Consider the following 16,603-nt stretch of genomic DNA (forward strand, 5'->3'; position numbering starts at 1 on the left):
AGTTCATGGCGTGCCTGCGTGCGATATCCTGCGATGTAGCATAATTAGGAGCAGTTATTTGGTGTTAGCTGCCTGTGTTTGCCGTTTCACGCATCGCTTTGCTTAACCTAATTGGAGAGCGCAATGAAAGTCTTAAGCCAGTTTTCTGCTAAACCTGCGATGGATGGCGATGGGGTGAATATTCGCCGTGTGGCTGACTTTGTCACCACCCATTTTGATCCATTTTTGATGATGGATGAGATTAAATCCGATGATAAACAGGATTTTATTGGTGGCTTCCCGCCACATCCACACCGTGGGATGGAGACCTTTACCTATATCCGTAAGGGCGGGTTCGAGCATCGGGATCAGATGGGTAACGTCAAAGCGATCCGTGCGGGTGATGTACAGTGGATGAGCACGGGTTACGGCGTGGTGCATTCTGAAATGCCGTTGGCCGATGCGCTCGATGGTCTGCATGGTTTTCAAATTTGGGTCAATATGCCCGCCAAGGACAAACTGCGCCCCGCGACTTATCAGGATACGGCCTCAAGCCCAAGTGTTGAAACCACGAACGACACAGGGGCAACCTTAAAAGCCTTGGCGGGGGATTGGGCCTTTGTTGGTGAGCCTGCTATAAGCTCTACCATCCAAGGATTAGCGGGAGAGGCGGCGATTGCCGACTTGATGATCAATGCCAATGGTGAAGCTCGGCTCGATTTATCCAAACATGAGTTTGCCGCACTCTATATTTACCAAGGCGGCTTAAGTAAAGGCGATCAATCACAGTGGTCATTCAATCAGGGTGAGTTTTTAGTGCTCGATAGCCAAACGCCATTAACCTTGAAGGCGGATGAGCGTGGTGCGGGTATGTTGCTGTTTGTGGGTAAACCTATCCGTGAAAAAATCGTCCAAATGGGCCCCTTTGTGATGAACACTCAAGCGGAAATTCAGCAGGCGATCCGCGATTACCAAGAAGGTCGCTTTGGGCAAATTGCCTGATAGTTTGAGGGATGAAAGTTAGCTTTAACCCCTTAAGCCCTGTGATCCTACTGATGGATGACAGGGCTGTTGTTTTTATCAGCCTAGCGAGAATGGTTGTCCTAGTGGGGATTATTTAAGACTTAAGGCAAAAGCCTGCTTTTGTTGTTACAATAGCCAAGTTTTTAGATTGGGCTGGCATTTGCGCTAAGCGCAATCTTAAGCCCACAATACCCGTTTAATCGATAAGTAACGCAATTTCAGTAACCTAGCAGCCGCTTCGTTACCCACCACAGGATATTCACCTTGAGCAACTCAGATACTAAGCCTACTCCATCACTGGCTTTTTCGACTCTTAAGCTAAAAACCGAATTGCTTGAGAACCTTTCTTCAATGGGCTACAACGAAATGACGCCAATTCAGGCGCAAAGTTTACCGCCCATTTTGGCGGGTGAGGATGTGATTGGCCAAGGGAAAACTGGTTCGGGTAAAACGGCCGCCTTCGGACTAGGTTTACTGAATAAGCTCGATGTGAAACGTTTTCGCATTCAAACCTTAGTGCTGTGCCCAACCCGCGAACTTGCCGACCAAGTGGCGCAGGAAATCCGTACCCTTGCCCGGGGGATCCACAATGTTAAAGTGCTGACCCTTTGTGGTGGTGTGCCAATGGGGCCACAGGTGGGCTCGCTCGAACATGGTGCACATATTATCGTCGGTACGCCGGGACGTATTGTCGATCATTTAGATCGTAACCGTTTAGATTTAAGTCATCTCAACATGTTAGTGCTCGATGAGGCTGACCGCATGTTAGAAATGGGCTTTCAACCTGCGTTGGATGCAATTATTGAGCAGGCTCCGCGTGAGCGTCAAACACTGCTATTTAGTGCGACTTTCCCCGAACAGATTCAATCTATTGCTAAGCAAATCATGTATAACCCAACCATGGTAAAAGCGGCGGTTACCCATGAAAAGAACACCATTGAGCAACACTTCTATCAGCTCGATGACGATAAAGCACGCATGCAAGCGCTGCAATTATTGCTCTTAGAACATAAGCCTGAAAGCGCCGTGGTGTTTTGTAATACCAAGCGTGAAACCCAAAAAGTGGCCGATGAACTCGAGGCTCTCGGTTTTAGCGTATTGGCACTACATGGCGATTTAGAGCAAAGAGACAGGGACGAAACCCTGCTGCAATTTGCCAATAAGAGCGCCTGCGTACTGGTGGCAACCGATGTGGCCGCCCGTGGACTGGATATCGATGCCCTCGATGCGGTATTTAACTACCATGTTGCCTACGATACCGAAGTGCATATTCACCGTGTGGGTCGTACTGGCCGTGCAGGTAGTAAAGGCGCAGCTTACACCTTCTATAACGACCAAGACGGTTACAAGATTGCCTTGTTAGAAGAGTACTTAGAGCGTGAAATCCAAAGTGAGCCACTGCCAGCCATAGGTTTACTCGGTAACACACCAGCAGCACCGACCATGATCACCTTGCAGATCGATGGCGGTAAGAAAGAGAAACTTCGCCCCGGCGATATCTTAGGAGCTCTGACGGGCGAAAACGGTATCGAAGGTTCACAGGTCGGTAAAATCCAAGTCACGGATTACCGTGCCTATGTGGCGGTAAACCGTAAGGTCGCTAAAAAGGCACTGAACAAGATCACCAGCGGCCGCATTAAGGGTAAGTCTTACCGTGCATGGCCAATGAAATAGATACCACTGGTATCTGGGCAAAAAGCGAAGCCAAATGGCTTCGCTTTTTTGTTTTATCGCATCTAACTTGATAGTGCCTTGTCATAATCCGAGTGTTTGGCCGTAACTAGCGACGCTTGCCATTACTGCGTCGGTGTCGATGGAGCGTATGATAGCTAAATGAGAAAAGGCTGATTTACCATTTTATTCAATTACATAGCTAAAGACATCTTTTCGCCATGGGATGATTAGGGTTAAGTTGCAGCAGATCCCAGCGGTTACCGTAGAGATCTTCAAATACGGCAACTGTGCCGTAATCCTGCTCCTGCGGCTCGCGAATAAAGTGAATGCCTATTGACCGCATATACTCATAATCGCGCCAAAAATCATCGGTATTTAAGAATAAAAATACGCGACCACCGGCCTGATTGCCGATAAATGATTCCTGCTCGGGTTTGGAGGCTTTGGCTAACAGTAGGGCTGTGCCATGGGAATTGGGCGGCGCTACCACGACCCAACGTTTATCCTGTTCGGGTTGATAGCTGTCTTCAATCAACTCGAATTTGAGTTTATTGACATAAAAATCAATCGCCTCATCGTAATCTCTTACGACAAGTGCGATATGGACAATCGCCTGTTTCATCTTTTTCTCGAGTTTTGATGTCTATTACAAGGGCTATTTTAATCGCTATCGCAACGGTCGGGATACCGCTGCGATAGCATAAAACATCAATCAGTAGCGTAAGTCAGTCACTGACTCAAGAGACTAAGGGCAAGGTAATCTAAATTGATCGGACAGTTCGTTTAATCGCGCTAACAACTCAGGCGATAGCGTGACTTTTAAGCTATCGATATTTTCCTTAAGTTGATATAAATCCGTGGCACCTATGATGTTTGAACCGACAAATTTGCGTGAGTTTACAAAGGCTAGGGCCATTTGTGCCGGCGTGAGTTTGAACTCTCGGGCTAAATCCACATAGGCTGCCGTGGCATCGAGGGCCATTTGCGAACCCGTGTAACGGGCGAAGCGTTTAAACAGGGTTAGGCGCGCGCCTTCAGGCCACTGATTATTGCAATATTTGCCCGTTAAGGCGCCAAAGGCTAAGGGCGAGTAGGCCAGCAGTGGCAATTCTTCGCGGTGGCTGATTTCACTCATGCCCACTTCAAAGCTGCGATTGAGTAAGTTATAGGGATTTTGAACACTCACAATCCGCGGTAAGCCGTGTTTTTCTGCTAATTGCAGGTACTTCATCAGTCCCCATGGCGTTTCGTTCGACACGCCTATATAGCGCACTTTGCCTTGGCGAATGACTTCGGCGAGGGCTTCGAGGGTCTCGAGGATCGGGGTGTGATGCTCAATCTCTTGCTCGTCGTAAAATAATTCCCCAAAGAAGTTGGTATTGCGGTCTGGCCAATGCACTTGGTAGAGATCGATAGTATCGATTTGCAGGCGTTCGAGCGAGGCGTCGACCGCTTGATGGATATTATTCCAGTCCAGCGCCATGTTTTTGCGAATATAGTCACTCTTACCACCCGGCGCGGCAATCTTAGTGGCTATCACTAAGTCATCACGGTTACCACGGGCCTTGATATATTGCCCCAAAATCCGCTCGGTTTCCCCTTGGGTTTCCGGCTTAGGTGGAACAGGATACATTTCAGCCGTATCAATAAAATTGATGCCATTACCTATGGCGTAGTCTAGCTGTGCAAACGCCTCGGCTTGGGTATTTTGTTCGCCCCAAGTCATAGTGCCCAAACAAATTTTGCTGACCTCGAGATTAGAATGCGGTATGCGTCTGTATTCCATCTATTTCTCCTACGAAAACCTTCTTAGTTCGAGGCTATCAAGCTTTTGCGGTAAAGCAAAGGTTAAACCATGTGGTTAAATGCTACTGCGTGAAAAACAATCAATTAACAAGGGGGATATTGCACCACTTTAATGCGAGTAGCAGGTTGAATTTTATACGCTAAGTCGTCTTTTTAGCGCTTATGCTGCCAACAATCCCCCAAACCTAGATTTTTGTTTATTTCTGATGATTTTAGACGTAGCAACGCTGCGGTAATCTATTTATGAATAAATAGTTATAAAACTACATTCCTCGACTGGCGTGCGCATGGATGTGAATCAATGTCACAAAATGGCGTGAAATTTTGTATTTAACTTACGAATTTGCAGTGGAATGTGACGCCAATATCGGAATATCTGTTAACAAACCTCTACCCTAAATTTATCTAAAAATTTTCATGGTTGATATTTGTTATGGCAGATTTTTCAAACCAAATTGTCACGATCAAGAAAGGCCTCAACTTGCCTATAGCGGGTGAGCCTCGGCAGATCATCGAACCCGGTAACAGGCCATCCCAAGTGGCACTGCTCGGTGAGGAGTATGTTGGCTTAAAACCGACTATGTTGGTTGAAGTGGGGGATAAGGTCAAAAAAGGCCAACCTTTGTTTGAGGATAAAAAGACCAAGGGTGTGTTATTTACGGCTCCCGCCAGCGGCGAGATTGTGGCGATCAACCGCGGTGAACGCCGCGTGCTGCAATCTGTGGTGATCCGCTGTGATGGCCTAGATGACGATGAGCAAATCCGTTTTGATATCCACAGCGATGTGCAGGCGCTTTCTGCGGATGTGGTACAAGCACAATTGGTGAACAGCGGTTTGTGGACGGCTCTTCGTACTCGCCCATTCTCAAGGGTACCTGAGCTTGATACGCAACCCGCGGCAATTTTTGTGACGGCAATGGATACCAATCCATTGTCCGCAGATCCACGGCTGATCATTGCCGAACAAGCCGATGCCTTTAAGCTTGGGTTACAAGTGTTGACTCGCTTGACCGAAGGCAAGGTTTACCTCTGCCAAGATAAAGGTGCCGCGATAGTGGGAGAATTGTCGCCCCAAGTTGTTATACGCCGTTTTACGGGCGTACATCCTGCGGGATTAGTCGGTACCCATATTCATTTCACTTTGCCAGTCAGTATTGAACGTCAGGTTTGGCATATCGGTTATCAGGATGTGATTGCCTATGGCAAGTTATTCCAAACCGGTGAGTTATATACCGACCGTATCGTCGCCTTGGGTGGCCCAAGTGTGCTCAATCCCCGTTTACTGCGGACTCAGCTTGGCGCCCAGTTAACTACGCTCGTGATGGATGAAATCAAACCCGGCCATAACCGGGTGGTATCCGGCTCTGTGTTATCGGGCCACACCGCCAAGGGCGTGCATGACTTTTTAGGTCGCTTCCACAATCAGGTATCGGTACTCGCCGAAGACGCTGAGCACCATGTATTACCTTGGGTACGGGGTGGTTCGGATAAATTCTCCATTACTCGTACTGTGACTTCACGGCTCTTTGGCTTAACAACTTCCTTTGAATTTACCACCCACCAAGGTGGCTCACCGCGAGCCATGATGGCCTTTGGTCAGCTAGATAGGGTGATGCCACTGGATATTTTACCCACCTTGTTAGTTCGAGATTTAGTCGTGCGTGATACCGATGAGGCGCAGGCCTTAGGTGCATTGGAGCTAGATGAAGAAGATCTGGCACTGTGCACCTTTGTGTGTCCCGGCAAATATGACTTCGGTAAAGAGTTACGTGCCTGTCTAGATGTTATTGAGAGGGAAGGTTAATGACGACACAACCAAAAAAACCTGATTTACAGCAGGCCACTGATTTACAAGAAGAGTACTACGCTACGGGCAAATCCATGAAGGGTTTTGTACGCTCATTGGTGATCGCCAGTGGCCGTAGCACTAAGGGGAAAGTGCATGTACGTGACGCCATTGACGTAAAACGTACCATGACGCTGGTCGGCCTGTGTTTATTGCCTGCTATTTTATTTGGTTTATATAACTTAGGCTTACAGGCTCAAATCGCCCTAGTCAGTGGTTTAACGACACCGGACACTTGGAAACTTACTCTGTTTAATGCGTTAAGCGGTGGTTTAACGGAACAGACAGGCATGATTGGTTTATGTCTCTATGGCTTAAGTTTTTATTTGCCGATTTACCTCACAGCATTGCTCACCAGTTTATTTTGGGAGGTCGTGTTTGCGCGGGTACGTGGTCAAGAATTGCACGAAGGCTTCTTCGTTACCGCACTGCTGTTTACCTTAATCTTGCCCGTTTCAACGTCACTTTGGCTGGTGGCAATGGGCATCAGTTTTGGGGTCGTCGTGGCCAAAGAGCTGTTTGGTGGCATGGGATATAACTTCCTCAATCCTGCGTTGGCGGGCCTTGCCTTTATCTATTTTGCCTATCCATCCGAAGTCGCTACCGTTAAACAACTCGTGGCGGTTGATGGATTTTCCGGGGCAACGGCGTTGGCACAAGCGGCGGCGGGCAAGCTTGAGTTTGCCGATTACGCTTGGTATAGCGCCTTTAGCGATCCTAATTGGTGGAATAATTTCTTTGGTTTTACCGTGGGTGCAATTGGTGAAACCAGCACGTTGGCGGTATTACTGGGTGGTTTGCTGCTGATCCTGACCCGCCTAGCCGACTGGCGCATTGTTGTGGGTGTTATGCTAGGCATGATAGCCACTGCCACTTTATGTAATTTTATCGGTTCAAGCACTAACCAAATGATGGCGATGCCCTGGACATGGCATTTAGTCACCGGTGGTTTTGCATTAGCGATGATGTTTATGGCGACCGATCCCGTGACCACCTCCTATACCCGCCCCGGCAAATTTGCCTATGGCGCTCTGATTGGTTTTATGACTGTGCTTATCCGTGTGGCGAACCCCAAAATGCCTGAGGGCGTGATGTTAGCCATTCTGTTCGCCAACCTGTGGGCACCGTTGTTCGATTATCTGGTGGCCCGTGCCAACATCAAACGGAGATTAAAACGTCATGGTATTTAAGAAAGATACTGTGGTGGGGACCATGATCTTCACCATTACGCTCTGCCTTTTGTGCTCCTTTATGATCACCGGCACCGCGGGCGTATTGAAAGAACGCAAATTAGCGAAAAAACGTGATGAACTGCAGCGTTATGTGTTGATGGCGGCCGATGTGAACTTAGGCCAAGGTAATGAGTTTAGAGAAGTTTTTGCTAAATCCGTTAAGCCACTACTGATTAATCTCGACACGGGCAAAGTGGACTCAGATGCCAATGTGCTCGATTTCGATGAGCGTATGGCGGCGATTAACCCTGGAACCTCAAGCGCCCCGAAAAAGGATATCGCAAAAATTAAAACCCGTGCCAACGATGCCCGCGTATTTAAAGTTTTAGATGCCGACGGCAAGTTAGCTAGTGTGGTCGTGCCCTTCTACGGTAAAGGGCTCTGGTCGATGATCTATGGTTATGTCGCCGTCGAACCCGACTTTAATACCATCAAGGGACTGGTCGTGTACGAACACGGTGAAACCCCAGGTATTGGTGACTTTGTGACAGATCCTCAATGGTTATCCCTGTGGAAGGGTAAGCAACTATTTGATGAGAAAGGCCAGTTTGCTATGCGTCTCGTCAAGGGTGGCGCTAAAGAAGGGGATATTCACGGTGTCGATGCTGTGAGTGGCGCGACCATGACAGGTCGTGGCGTACAGCGGGCAATGGAGTTTTGGTTTGGCGTTGAAGGCTTTCAAACCTTTTTCAACCAGTTAAAAGCGCCGACAGTGCAGGGTGAGTTGGGAGGTGCAAAATGAGCAACACTTTATCCATGCGTGACATGCTAACGGGGCCTGTGTTTGCCAATAACCCCGTCGCGATGCAAGTGCTAGGGGTCTGTTCGGCACTGGCGGTCAGTAACTCAATGCAAACCGCCGTGGTGATGACACTGGCGGTGACCTTTGTGCTGGTGTTCTCCAACCTCATCATCTCCGCCATTCGCAACTTTATCCCTAACAGTGTGCGGATTATTGCCCAGATGACGGTCATTGCCTCCTTGGTGATTATCGTCGATATGGTATTACAGGATGTGGCCTATGAGTTATCTAAGCAACTTTCTGTATTTGTTGGGTTAATTATCACTAACTGTATCATTATGGGCCGCGCCGAAGCCTTTGCGATGAAGTATCCGCCGCACTTAGCGGTTGTTGATGCCGTGGGTAATGCGACGGGATATGGCCTGATTTTGATCAGTGTGGCCTTTGTGCGTGAACTCTTAGGCACAGGTAACCTGTTTGGCCATAGCGTATTTACCACCATTGAAAACGGTGGCTGGTACCTACCGAACGAGATGTTCAAATTACCGCCGAGTGCTTTCTTCCTGATTGGCGTGCTGATCTGGACCATCAATGTGATCCAGCGTAAACGGGGTTAAGGAGCAGATATGGAACACTATATAAATCTATTTTTGCAGGCCACTTTTATCGACAACATGGCGCTGTCGTTCTTCCTCGGCATGTGCACCTTTTTAGCCGTGTCTAAAAAGGTGTCCACCGCCTTTGGCTTAGGTGTGGCCGTAGTGGTGGTGATGACCTTAGCCGTACCGCTAAATCAGCTGATCTATGTGAAGGTTCTCGCGCCTGGCGCTTTATCTTGGGCGGGCTTAGCTAGCATCGATTTAAGTTACCTGCAGTTGATTACTTTTATTGGCGTGATCGCGGCTTTAGTGCAAATCCTTGAGATGTTTTTGGATAAATATATTCCAAGCCTGTATGACTCCCTTGGGATCTTTTTACCTTTGCTCACAGTGAACTGCGCGATTTTTGCGGGGGTGATCTTTATGGCGAACCGTGATTATAACTTTGCGGAATCGGCGGTATTCGCTATGGGCTCTGGTCTTGGCTGGGCGGTGGCCATCGTGCTGTTGGCGGGCTTGCGCGAAAGAATGAAATTCAACGCGATTCCCGAAGGCCTACAAGGTATTGGTATCACCTTTATCACAACGGGCTTGATGGCGCTGGGCTTTATGTCTTTCTCGGGGATCTCGCTGTAACGAGTGCTTGAGAAAGTGAAACCGCATTCTGTTTAGAAAAAGGGTTATCGAATGGAAATGGCAATTGGCATAGGCATGTTCACACTCGTGGTCTGTCTATTGGTGGTAGTGATCCTTATCGCCAAAAAGAAATTAGTCACCAGCGGTGAAGTGACTATCGGCATTAACCATGATGCCGAGAAAAGCATTAAAGTCGCCGCTGGCGACAAATTGCTCGGCGCGCTGGCGAGCCAGAGTATTTTTATTCCCTCGGCCTGTGGCGGTGGCGGTACTTGCGGCCAGTGTCGAGTCAAAGTCAAATCGGGCGGCGGTGATATTTTGCCGACGGAACTTGGGCATATCACCAAGAAAGAAGCCAAAGAAGGCTGTCGTCTCGCCTGTCAAGTGGCGGTGAAAACCGATATGGAGCTTGAGCTAGACGAAGAAATCTTTGGGGTGAAGAAGTGGCAATGTGAGGTGATCTCAAACGATAACAAGGCCACCTTTATCAAAGAGTTATTATTGAAGCTCCCCGAAGGCGAAGATGTTCACTTTAAAGCTGGGGGTTATATTCAAATTGAAGCGCCAGCCCATGTGGTTAAATACGCTGACTTTGATATTCCGGCTAAGTACCGTGGCGATTGGGAAAAATACGGCCTGTTCGATCTGGTTTCGACCGTGAATGAAGATGTGTTGCGTGCCTATTCTATGGCGAACTATCCCGATGAAAAGGGCCGCATCATGCTCAACGTGCGGATCGCCACGCCACCTTCGGCCAATGTGCCACCGGGTAAGATGTCTTCTTACATCTTTAACCTGAAGGCTGGGGATAAGGTGACCATTTCTGGCCCATTTGGTGAGTTCTTTGTGAAGGAGACAGATGCGGAAATGGTATTTATTGGCGGCGGTGCGGGTATGGCACCTATGCGCTCGCATATTTTCGATCAGCTAAAGAGCAAGAAAACTAAGCGTAAGATGAGCTTCTGGTACGGTGCTCGTTCGACCCGTGAGGTGTTCTACCAAGAAGACTTCGATACCTTAGCGGCCGAGAATGACAACTTCGTCTGGCATGTGGCGCTGTCGGAGCCGTTACTAGAGGATAACTGGACCGGTTACACTGGCTTTATCCATAATGTGCTCTATGAGAATTATCTTAAAAATCATAAGGCACCAGAGGATTGTGAGTTCTATATGTGTGGCCCACCGATCATGAACTCCTCGGTGATCCGTATGCTCGAAAGCCTTGGGGTCGAGCCTGAAAATATCCTGCTCGATGACTTTGGTGATTAGCACTTAAACTTAAGCTAGCACTTAAGTTAACGCTTAGGTTAAGGCTTAAGATTAAAGCTGCGGTTAAACCAGAGCTTAATCAGAGTTTCAACGAACGGTTAAAGCTTGAAACTAAAAACTCGCGTTAAGGCAACTTAACGCGAGTTTTGTTTTTTGGGTTTTGGCGTACTTTGAGTAATTAGGGGGAAGTCTTAAATCAAACGCAAGTCGCTTTTGGATAAAAGAGTATTGGAAAATTGTGTAGTGCTAGTACAGCTGAGTAACCTATAACTTCAGTTATTAGGCACTTTGCGTTCGCTGATTTTCACTCATACAGGTGCGCCATGGCATTGACTCACCGACACGGTGAATAGAAACCTAGATTTCTGAGCTTATGAACGAGAGCCATGGATGGCGAACTGGCAGTTAAACACGGATGTTGTTCAAGTCCATCCGAGGATGCAAGGCCGCCCCATCTGATGTGAAAGGATTCACAAATGCCGCGATGGCATGGATGCCAAAAAGCGGCCATGGGGCGGACGGTCGGCTCGCCCATCACCATGGCTCTCCTGTTGAGCATCGATGCAATCTTTAGGTCCAATAGACAATAGAATTGCCGCGAACAATCACTTTTATGGTAATACCATATTGCTCTAAGTGTATTATAAATAAGAAAATTTATGCAAAATTGAACGTCAGGACAGTTTAACAATGGGTGGCTATGTTTTTAAATATTACTCTTGCTTGTTAGCGTTTTTATGTTCAAAGCCTCTAACAATGACATATGCGATAAGGGCAAATATGAATACGATAAGGTACATCCATGCGATACTTTGCAAAGTTTCAATAATTGTCCGATAGATCTCAATAGTCCAACGTTCTAGTGTTAGCTGTAGAATCTCTACATCTTTATGTCGAGCGGTAATGTAGCGCTCTAAATCATAAATCCTAACCCCACCAGAAATACCCACAACATATGTGGCAAAAATGATATATTTTTGCCACGCGGCACTGATTGAATCTTGAATTATTCGAGAAAATATTTCTCCCAATGGTTTTTTGAAAATCGAAACAACCAGAAATGAAACGGTTATAGATAGTGCAAATGTAATCAATAGTAATGTAAAAAACATGCTCTCTCCTTAGAACAGATATTCAAATTGATACCTTCGCCAGCCATTTTAAATCAACAACATAATCTGCTTTGGGCTTCCTCTCAAGCCAATCATGATTTGTGACGCTTTAAAGATAGGGGCAAAAGTGGCTATCCACATTACTTGAACCTCAGTCAAAGAATTTAACTTAAGTGGATTTGGCCTAGGTTTCTTTAACTTATGGGCGAAACTCTATAGGCTGAGTTACTATACCTAAGTGCTTATGCCTAAAGGTATAACTTATCATGGATGCAACTGTTTGTAGGATAGGAGGCTTGTTTGAAAAGGTTAGCTATAGCATCACTTATCTGTTTCTCCCTTAGTGCATGTTCTTCACTCAATGAGGTTAAATTAGACGCTCAATCGGCGCCTAGCTATATCGGCGAAAAGGTCAAAGTCACCACCATATCGGGTGAACAGATGGAATTTAAAGTCGAAAGAGTGACGGAGCAGCTGATTGAGGGAGAGGGAAAAGAAGTCAAAATTGAAGAGATACAGACCTTGGAAGTTGAAGAGTTTAGCCCGCTAAAATCGATATCACTCTCCGCTGTTTTATATATGTTGGGTGCGGTAATTATTACAGTCGTGGTTTTATAACGAATTATCAATTGCTTCCTAAGTGGCACTCAAAACCTCAAGCAACACTTAAGGTGTGCCTGTGATAAGCTGGCCGCTTTCAACTCTGGCCATTGGCCAATTACGTTAAGGATAACCTATGCGTTTGAGTGTCATCAGTACCCTGTTAACGGGTTTGTTATTATTCCCAAGTGCTAATAGTTTTGGCCTGTTATTTGAGATGGGTGCTGAACAAGAGCAGATCGGGCAAGGCAGTAACGCTATTACCGTTGAAAGCCAAACCGCATCTTCTGTCTCAAAGGCGGCGGAGATTGAGACCTTAATTCAAGCCGCGATAAAGGATTCGCCGCAGCCATTTAGTGGCAGCGTTATTCTGCTTGAAGAGGGTAAACCACTGCTTGAATTGCAAAAGGGCGAAGGAATTAATCATGAGTCGCGCTTTGTGATGGCGTCGCTCTCTAAACAAATTACTGCAACCTTAGTATTACAGGCACTCGATGCGGGGAAACTCGACTTAAATCAATCGCTAAATCATTACCTTTTTGGTGAGCTTGAAGGGGAACACAAGGCACTTAAAGCCACTGAACTGAACACCAATACGGGCGCTTTGAATCCCAGTCGTTATGATGAGCGGATTACTTTGCACCAACTGCTGACGCATACATCGGGTGTCGATAAACTGGGTAAGGCCAATCGATTCGAACCCGGAAGCCAATTTGAATACTCCAACTTTGGTTATTCGCTGCTTGGGCAAGTGCTTGAGAAGGTCAATCATCAATCCTTTGCCGAGCAAGTGGCGCAGTTTGCTACGCGATATCAGCTTAATGGCATGAGTGCTGAGCTTGGCAGTATTGAGGCGATTCATGCCAAAGTACCTAGCTTTGCGGTGGGATTGCAGGAAAGCGAACTGATTGCGCCTTCTGAGCTGGTGATTGATGAAGCGCTATTGCCCGCAGGGGGATTAATTGCCTCTGCGGCCACTTATATCGCCTTTCAGCAACAATTACATGCTGGCAACTTGTTAAGCCCTGAGAGTTATCGGCGGATGACCACTGCGTATATCGAGCTGCCATTTTTGTGGCCGAATATGCGTTACGGTTATGGGATAAGGATCAATAAGGATAATGGCTTAGTCGAATATAGCCATACGGGCTATGTCTCGGGTTATATGTCGATGACGTTGCATTATCCCGAGTTTAATTTGGATTTGGTGATGCTGGAAAATCTATCGCTAAACCTAAATGATCGCGATCGAGTATTTGAACTGCATAATCAGATACGCCAAATAATCCGTAGCCAGTTACTGCTTGCTAAAGCGTCTAATGTTTAAGCCTCTGATGTTTAAACCTTAGCTTTCGCGATCATGTTGGCTGATAGGCCGCTAAGTCTACCTGTGCCAGTATCCGAAACGTCACTTTTTGTTAGAGTTAACCACGAATAAAGCCCCAAAGCTGGGGCTTTATTCGTGGTTCTCGTTGGCAATAAAGGTACTAACCGCTACCAAAAGCGTTTTCTGAGTGCGGTTTCAATCTCGATATCGACCCTAAAGTACTGCAAAATAGTCCAAACGGAATCGACTAAGGCTTCGGTTAGCGCAGGATAATCATCCTCGATAATCTTGTTAATTTCTTCGACGGTTTCATCGATATATTCCTGCACGCTTTCTTCAAACTCCGCTTTGGTGGCCTGATTGCGGAAAAAACTAAAATCATTCAGTTTTTCAATCAGCAGATCTAGCTGTTCTTCTATGCCTTTAAATTGGGCGACAGTGATATCGGGATCCTTTGCGATAAATTTAAAAAAACTCTGCACTTTGGTTTTGAGTTCGAAAATAGTTGGAATTTGGTTTTTATCTGAGGCCGCATTACTGACCTCTAATTTGGCTTTTCTAGGTGCTATATCTGGTTGGTCTGCAGGAGCATTATCATCTGCAGTCTCGGTTGTCTGCATATTTGATATAGGCTTAGTCTCCGTCTGGGCCTGAACTTGAGTCGGCTGTTGTATTGTCTCGCCATTAATATGCTGCAGCAGGCGACGGCTGAAATAGCTTTCTGGCTCCGCTACTTCGAGTGCTCGCTCAAGCTGAGTTTCACTGTAGGAGGCTATTTGCAGCAGCGCTTCGAAAATCTCCTTATATTCCTGCTCTATAGCTGCGACCAGCGGGCTATTGCCGCGGCAGTTCTCAGTTGTTAAGTCGGCGCCATATTGTTGCAATAGTCTTAAGATCCGCACCGCTGTGGATTCAAAGCGAGGAAACTCGATTGAACTGCCGCCCATCACGGCGCAAAGGGCTGGGGTGGTGTCTTCGGCGTTGATGGCATTAGGGTTTGCACCATGTTCGAGTAGGGCTTCTACGCAGGACTGCGCGCCGTAGTAACTGGCGCACATGAGTGGCGTAAATTGTTCATCGACCGAAAACTCTTCAATTTTAGCTCCGTGGCGCAGTAATAGTTCCACGGTTTGGCGGCGCATGGGACCTGTGATTTGATCCCACCAGTAGGTTGAAATCGCCTTGTGTAGAATGGGCGAGTTATCGTGGCCGCAATGGGTAAAAATATCCCCGCCTTGGTTAATAAGCCATTCGAGTACTTGGGTTCGACAGGAGATAGCTGCCGCAGACACATAGTTAGTGTTGTAGATATTGGTGAGGTTTAAATCGAGTCCCTTGGTGAGCAGATATTCCATCACTTGGATAAGCGTTGCTTGGTCTTCTTTACCCGAACCGCGCTGGCAGAGGGTCAGTAAGCTTGGCTCATCCACAGCACCAAATTTTTTATTGATATCCATGCCATATTGCAGGAAGAGATCGAGAAACTCTGGCAGAAAGGTTTTGTTTTCGATCATAGGATAAACCAGCAGTCGCAAGTTCGACCAGACTAACATTTCATAGGGTTTACCCGTATTCACAAATTCGGCATTTGGATTAGCCCCATATTTAAGCAAGAGTTCAAGGGCTTGATAGATATAACGCCGTTTATTCACATCGGTAAATTTGGCGAGATCAAGATATTGGTTGAGCAAGGGGGAATGGTCGGCGTCAGGCGGTGTCATCCTATAGATGCGATTAATATCGACGGTGACCTTAAGCAGCTTTTCGATAATCCCAAGGTCAAATTCTGAGGTCAATGCCGCATAGACCAAACTTTTAGCGTGGGAGTCGGCCTTTAGCTGTGGATAATTGTCTAACAGGTATTCAGTGTATTCTTGTGCTTTGGCGTAAACGCACAGTTCTAATAGATTCGCGTCATCCCAAAAGCTACTGTCGTTCGCCATAATATAACGGGACTTTTTAAAGTGAGGAAAGCGTTTTACTAAAGGCGAAAAGGCTTCAATTCCCCAAAAATCGCTCGAAGCAATAATATTTTCAATCAGGCTTAATTCACCAATATCCAGTGGAATTTTTTTATTAATGATATACAGAAACAGATCTTTATTTCGCTCATCGATTAATATTTCTAGCGGATGATTTAGCTCTCCATTAGTCCAAAAACTCACCGATTTGTTGATATCTAAATTACCTTCAAATAAACAATCCAGCATGTTTCTACGTTGCTGATCCTGATAGATATACTGTGGATTAGGATGAAATAAATAGTTCAGCCAGCAATGATTGTATTGATTTTGGTAGTAAAGATTGGCACCGGATGCAAGGTAAAGCTTAACTAGTTCAGGATTGTTATATTCGATAGCAGAATGTAAGGCACTGAAACCATTGCATTCAATCTGCGCGCCTTTGTCGAGTAGATATTGGATAAGTGCTAAATCCGACTCTGGGCTGCGGGAGAGCGGGACTAAGACATTACAGGGGGAAATATTAGGGTCAATAAAATTGAGATCCCCACCGTTAGCGAGATATTTCTCAATTTTTTGTATTTTCTTGGATGTTGAAAGTGCCGAGTCTAAACAAATATCGCGCAGTGTGAGTTTACTATCACTAAAAATCCAATTTAGCATAATGTTCCCTATTTAATGCTATTAACAAAATAGTATCAATCACTTTTCAATTAATTAATCTTGATAAAGTGAAATTTTCTATATTTTAATGCATTTAGTGACAGAAAAACTATGCTTTAAGACTGATTATAAGG

14 protein-coding genes are annotated in these 16,603 nt (G+C 46.3%); 10 read left to right on the forward strand and 4 right to left on the reverse strand.

Translation table 11 applies throughout. The annotated features are described in order from the left end of the window. Positions 1 to 123: 123 nt before the first annotated feature. Both SOHN41_RS01985 and dbpA read left to right on the forward strand, forming a co-directional pair. Positions 124 to 981: a pirin family protein gene (locus tag SOHN41_RS01985; RefSeq protein ID WP_007644976.1), complete on the forward strand. Its 858-nt coding sequence runs from the start codon at positions 124 to 126 to the stop codon at positions 979 to 981. Between the two features lie 285 nt (positions 982 to 1,266). Next, on the forward strand, positions 1,267 to 2,676 hold the full coding sequence (gene dbpA / locus SOHN41_RS01990) for an ATP-dependent RNA helicase DbpA (RefSeq protein ID WP_007644978.1): 1,410 nt from the start codon (positions 1,267 to 1,269) through the stop codon (positions 2,674 to 2,676). A gap of 199 nt (positions 2,677 to 2,875) precedes the next feature. On the opposite strand, the gene SOHN41_RS01995 is transcribed toward dbpA, so the two are convergent. Further along, positions 2,876 to 3,298, reverse strand: a complete 423-nt coding sequence (locus SOHN41_RS01995) for a VOC family protein (RefSeq protein WP_007644980.1) — start codon at positions 3,296 to 3,298, stop codon at positions 2,876 to 2,878. A 123-nt stretch (positions 3,299 to 3,421) separates the two neighbouring features. Further along, positions 3,422 to 4,462, reverse strand: a complete 1,041-nt coding sequence (locus SOHN41_RS02000) for an NADP(H)-dependent aldo-keto reductase (RefSeq protein ID WP_007644981.1) — start codon at positions 4,460 to 4,462, stop codon at positions 3,422 to 3,424. A gap of 453 nt (positions 4,463 to 4,915) precedes the next feature. On the opposite strand from SOHN41_RS02000, the gene SOHN41_RS02005 reads away from it, so the two are divergent. The 6 genes from SOHN41_RS02005 to nqrF are packed head-to-tail and all read left to right on the forward strand — an operon-like array spanning position 4,916 to position 10,806. After that, the gene (locus SOHN41_RS02005) at positions 4,916 to 6,286 is read left to right on the forward strand and encodes a Na(+)-translocating NADH-quinone reductase subunit A (RefSeq protein WP_007644983.1); all 1,371 of its coding nucleotides are present in this window, start codon (positions 4,916 to 4,918) and stop codon (positions 6,284 to 6,286) included. Further along, the gene (locus tag SOHN41_RS02010; protein WP_007644985.1) at positions 6,286 to 7,518 is read left to right on the forward strand and encodes an NADH:ubiquinone reductase (Na(+)-transporting) subunit B; all 1,233 of its coding nucleotides are present in this window, start codon (positions 6,286 to 6,288) and stop codon (positions 7,516 to 7,518) included. The genes SOHN41_RS02005 and SOHN41_RS02010 overlap by 1 nt, the downstream gene beginning before the upstream one ends. After that, entirely contained in the window at positions 7,508 to 8,302 is a 795-nt protein-coding gene (locus tag SOHN41_RS02015) for a Na(+)-translocating NADH-quinone reductase subunit C (protein WP_007644987.1), read from the forward strand. Before SOHN41_RS02010 ends, SOHN41_RS02015 begins: the two co-directional genes overlap by 11 nt. Next, entirely contained in the window at positions 8,299 to 8,919 is a 621-nt protein-coding gene (locus SOHN41_RS02020) for an NADH:ubiquinone reductase (Na(+)-transporting) subunit D (RefSeq protein WP_007644989.1), read from the forward strand. Before SOHN41_RS02015 ends, SOHN41_RS02020 begins: the two co-directional genes overlap by 4 nt. A gap of 9 nt (positions 8,920 to 8,928) precedes the next feature. After that, positions 8,929 to 9,537: an NADH:ubiquinone reductase (Na(+)-transporting) subunit E gene (gene nqrE / locus SOHN41_RS02025; protein WP_007644991.1), complete on the forward strand. Its 609-nt coding sequence runs from the start codon at positions 8,929 to 8,931 to the stop codon at positions 9,535 to 9,537. 51 nt (positions 9,538 to 9,588) lie between these two features. Further along, entirely contained in the window at positions 9,589 to 10,806 is a 1,218-nt protein-coding gene (nqrF, locus tag SOHN41_RS02030; RefSeq protein WP_007644992.1) for an NADH:ubiquinone reductase (Na(+)-transporting) subunit F, read from the forward strand. A gap of 713 nt (positions 10,807 to 11,519) precedes the next feature. Here nqrF and SOHN41_RS02035 read toward each other — a convergent pair. After that, on the reverse strand, positions 11,520 to 11,918 hold the full coding sequence (locus tag SOHN41_RS02035; protein WP_037457855.1) for a hypothetical protein: 399 nt from the start codon (positions 11,916 to 11,918) through the stop codon (positions 11,520 to 11,522). Between the two features lie 300 nt (positions 11,919 to 12,218). Here SOHN41_RS02035 and SOHN41_RS02040 point away from each other — a divergent pair, with 300 nt between their 5' ends. Beyond that, the gene (locus tag SOHN41_RS02040) at positions 12,219 to 12,536 is read left to right on the forward strand and encodes a hypothetical protein (RefSeq protein WP_007644994.1); all 318 of its coding nucleotides are present in this window, start codon (positions 12,219 to 12,221) and stop codon (positions 12,534 to 12,536) included. A gap of 118 nt (positions 12,537 to 12,654) precedes the next feature. After that, on the forward strand, positions 12,655 to 13,845 hold the full coding sequence (locus SOHN41_RS02045) for a serine hydrolase domain-containing protein (RefSeq protein WP_007644995.1): 1,191 nt from the start codon (positions 12,655 to 12,657) through the stop codon (positions 13,843 to 13,845). A gap of 167 nt (positions 13,846 to 14,012) precedes the next feature. Here the strand turns inward: SOHN41_RS02045 and SOHN41_RS02050 are convergent, their stop codons facing one another. Further along, positions 14,013 to 16,469, reverse strand: coding sequence for an ankyrin repeat domain-containing protein (locus SOHN41_RS02050; protein WP_007644996.1), 2,457 nt, complete (start codon positions 16,467 to 16,469; stop codon positions 14,013 to 14,015). Between the last annotated feature and the right edge of the window lie 134 nt (positions 16,470 to 16,603).

The organism is Shewanella sp. HN-41 (assembly GCF_000217915.1).
Lineage (GTDB): Bacteria > Pseudomonadota > Gammaproteobacteria > Enterobacterales > Shewanellaceae > Shewanella.

Bases quoted from the DNA above. Each gene is read 5' to 3' on its own strand.
- SOHN41_RS02000 (WP_007644981.1), bottom strand. From the start codon at position 4,462: ATGGAATACAGACGCATACCGCATTCTAATCTCGAGGTCAGCAAAATT.
- SOHN41_RS01995 (WP_007644980.1), bottom strand. From the start codon at position 3,298: ATGAAACAGGCGATTGTCCATATCGCACTTGTCGTAAGAGATTACGAT.
- SOHN41_RS02035 (WP_037457855.1), bottom strand. From the start codon at position 11,918: ATGTTTTTTACATTACTATTGATTACATTTGCACTATCTATAACCGTT.
- SOHN41_RS01985 (WP_007644976.1), top strand. From the start codon at position 124: ATGAAAGTCTTAAGCCAGTTTTCTGCTAAACCTGCGATGGATGGCGAT.
- SOHN41_RS02015 (WP_007644987.1), top strand. From the start codon at position 7,508: ATGGTATTTAAGAAAGATACTGTGGTGGGGACCATGATCTTCACCATT.
- SOHN41_RS02010 (WP_007644985.1), top strand. From the start codon at position 6,286: ATGACGACACAACCAAAAAAACCTGATTTACAGCAGGCCACTGATTTA.
- nqrE (WP_007644991.1), top strand. From the start codon at position 8,929: ATGGAACACTATATAAATCTATTTTTGCAGGCCACTTTTATCGACAAC.
- SOHN41_RS02045 (WP_007644995.1), top strand. From the start codon at position 12,655: ATGCGTTTGAGTGTCATCAGTACCCTGTTAACGGGTTTGTTATTATTC.
- SOHN41_RS02050 (WP_007644996.1), bottom strand. From the start codon at position 16,469: ATGCTAAATTGGATTTTTAGTGATAGTAAACTCACACTGCGCGATATT.
- SOHN41_RS02020 (WP_007644989.1), top strand. From the start codon at position 8,299: ATGAGCAACACTTTATCCATGCGTGACATGCTAACGGGGCCTGTGTTT.
- SOHN41_RS02005 (WP_007644983.1), top strand. From the start codon at position 4,916: ATGGCAGATTTTTCAAACCAAATTGTCACGATCAAGAAAGGCCTCAAC.
- nqrF (WP_007644992.1), top strand. From the start codon at position 9,589: ATGGAAATGGCAATTGGCATAGGCATGTTCACACTCGTGGTCTGTCTA.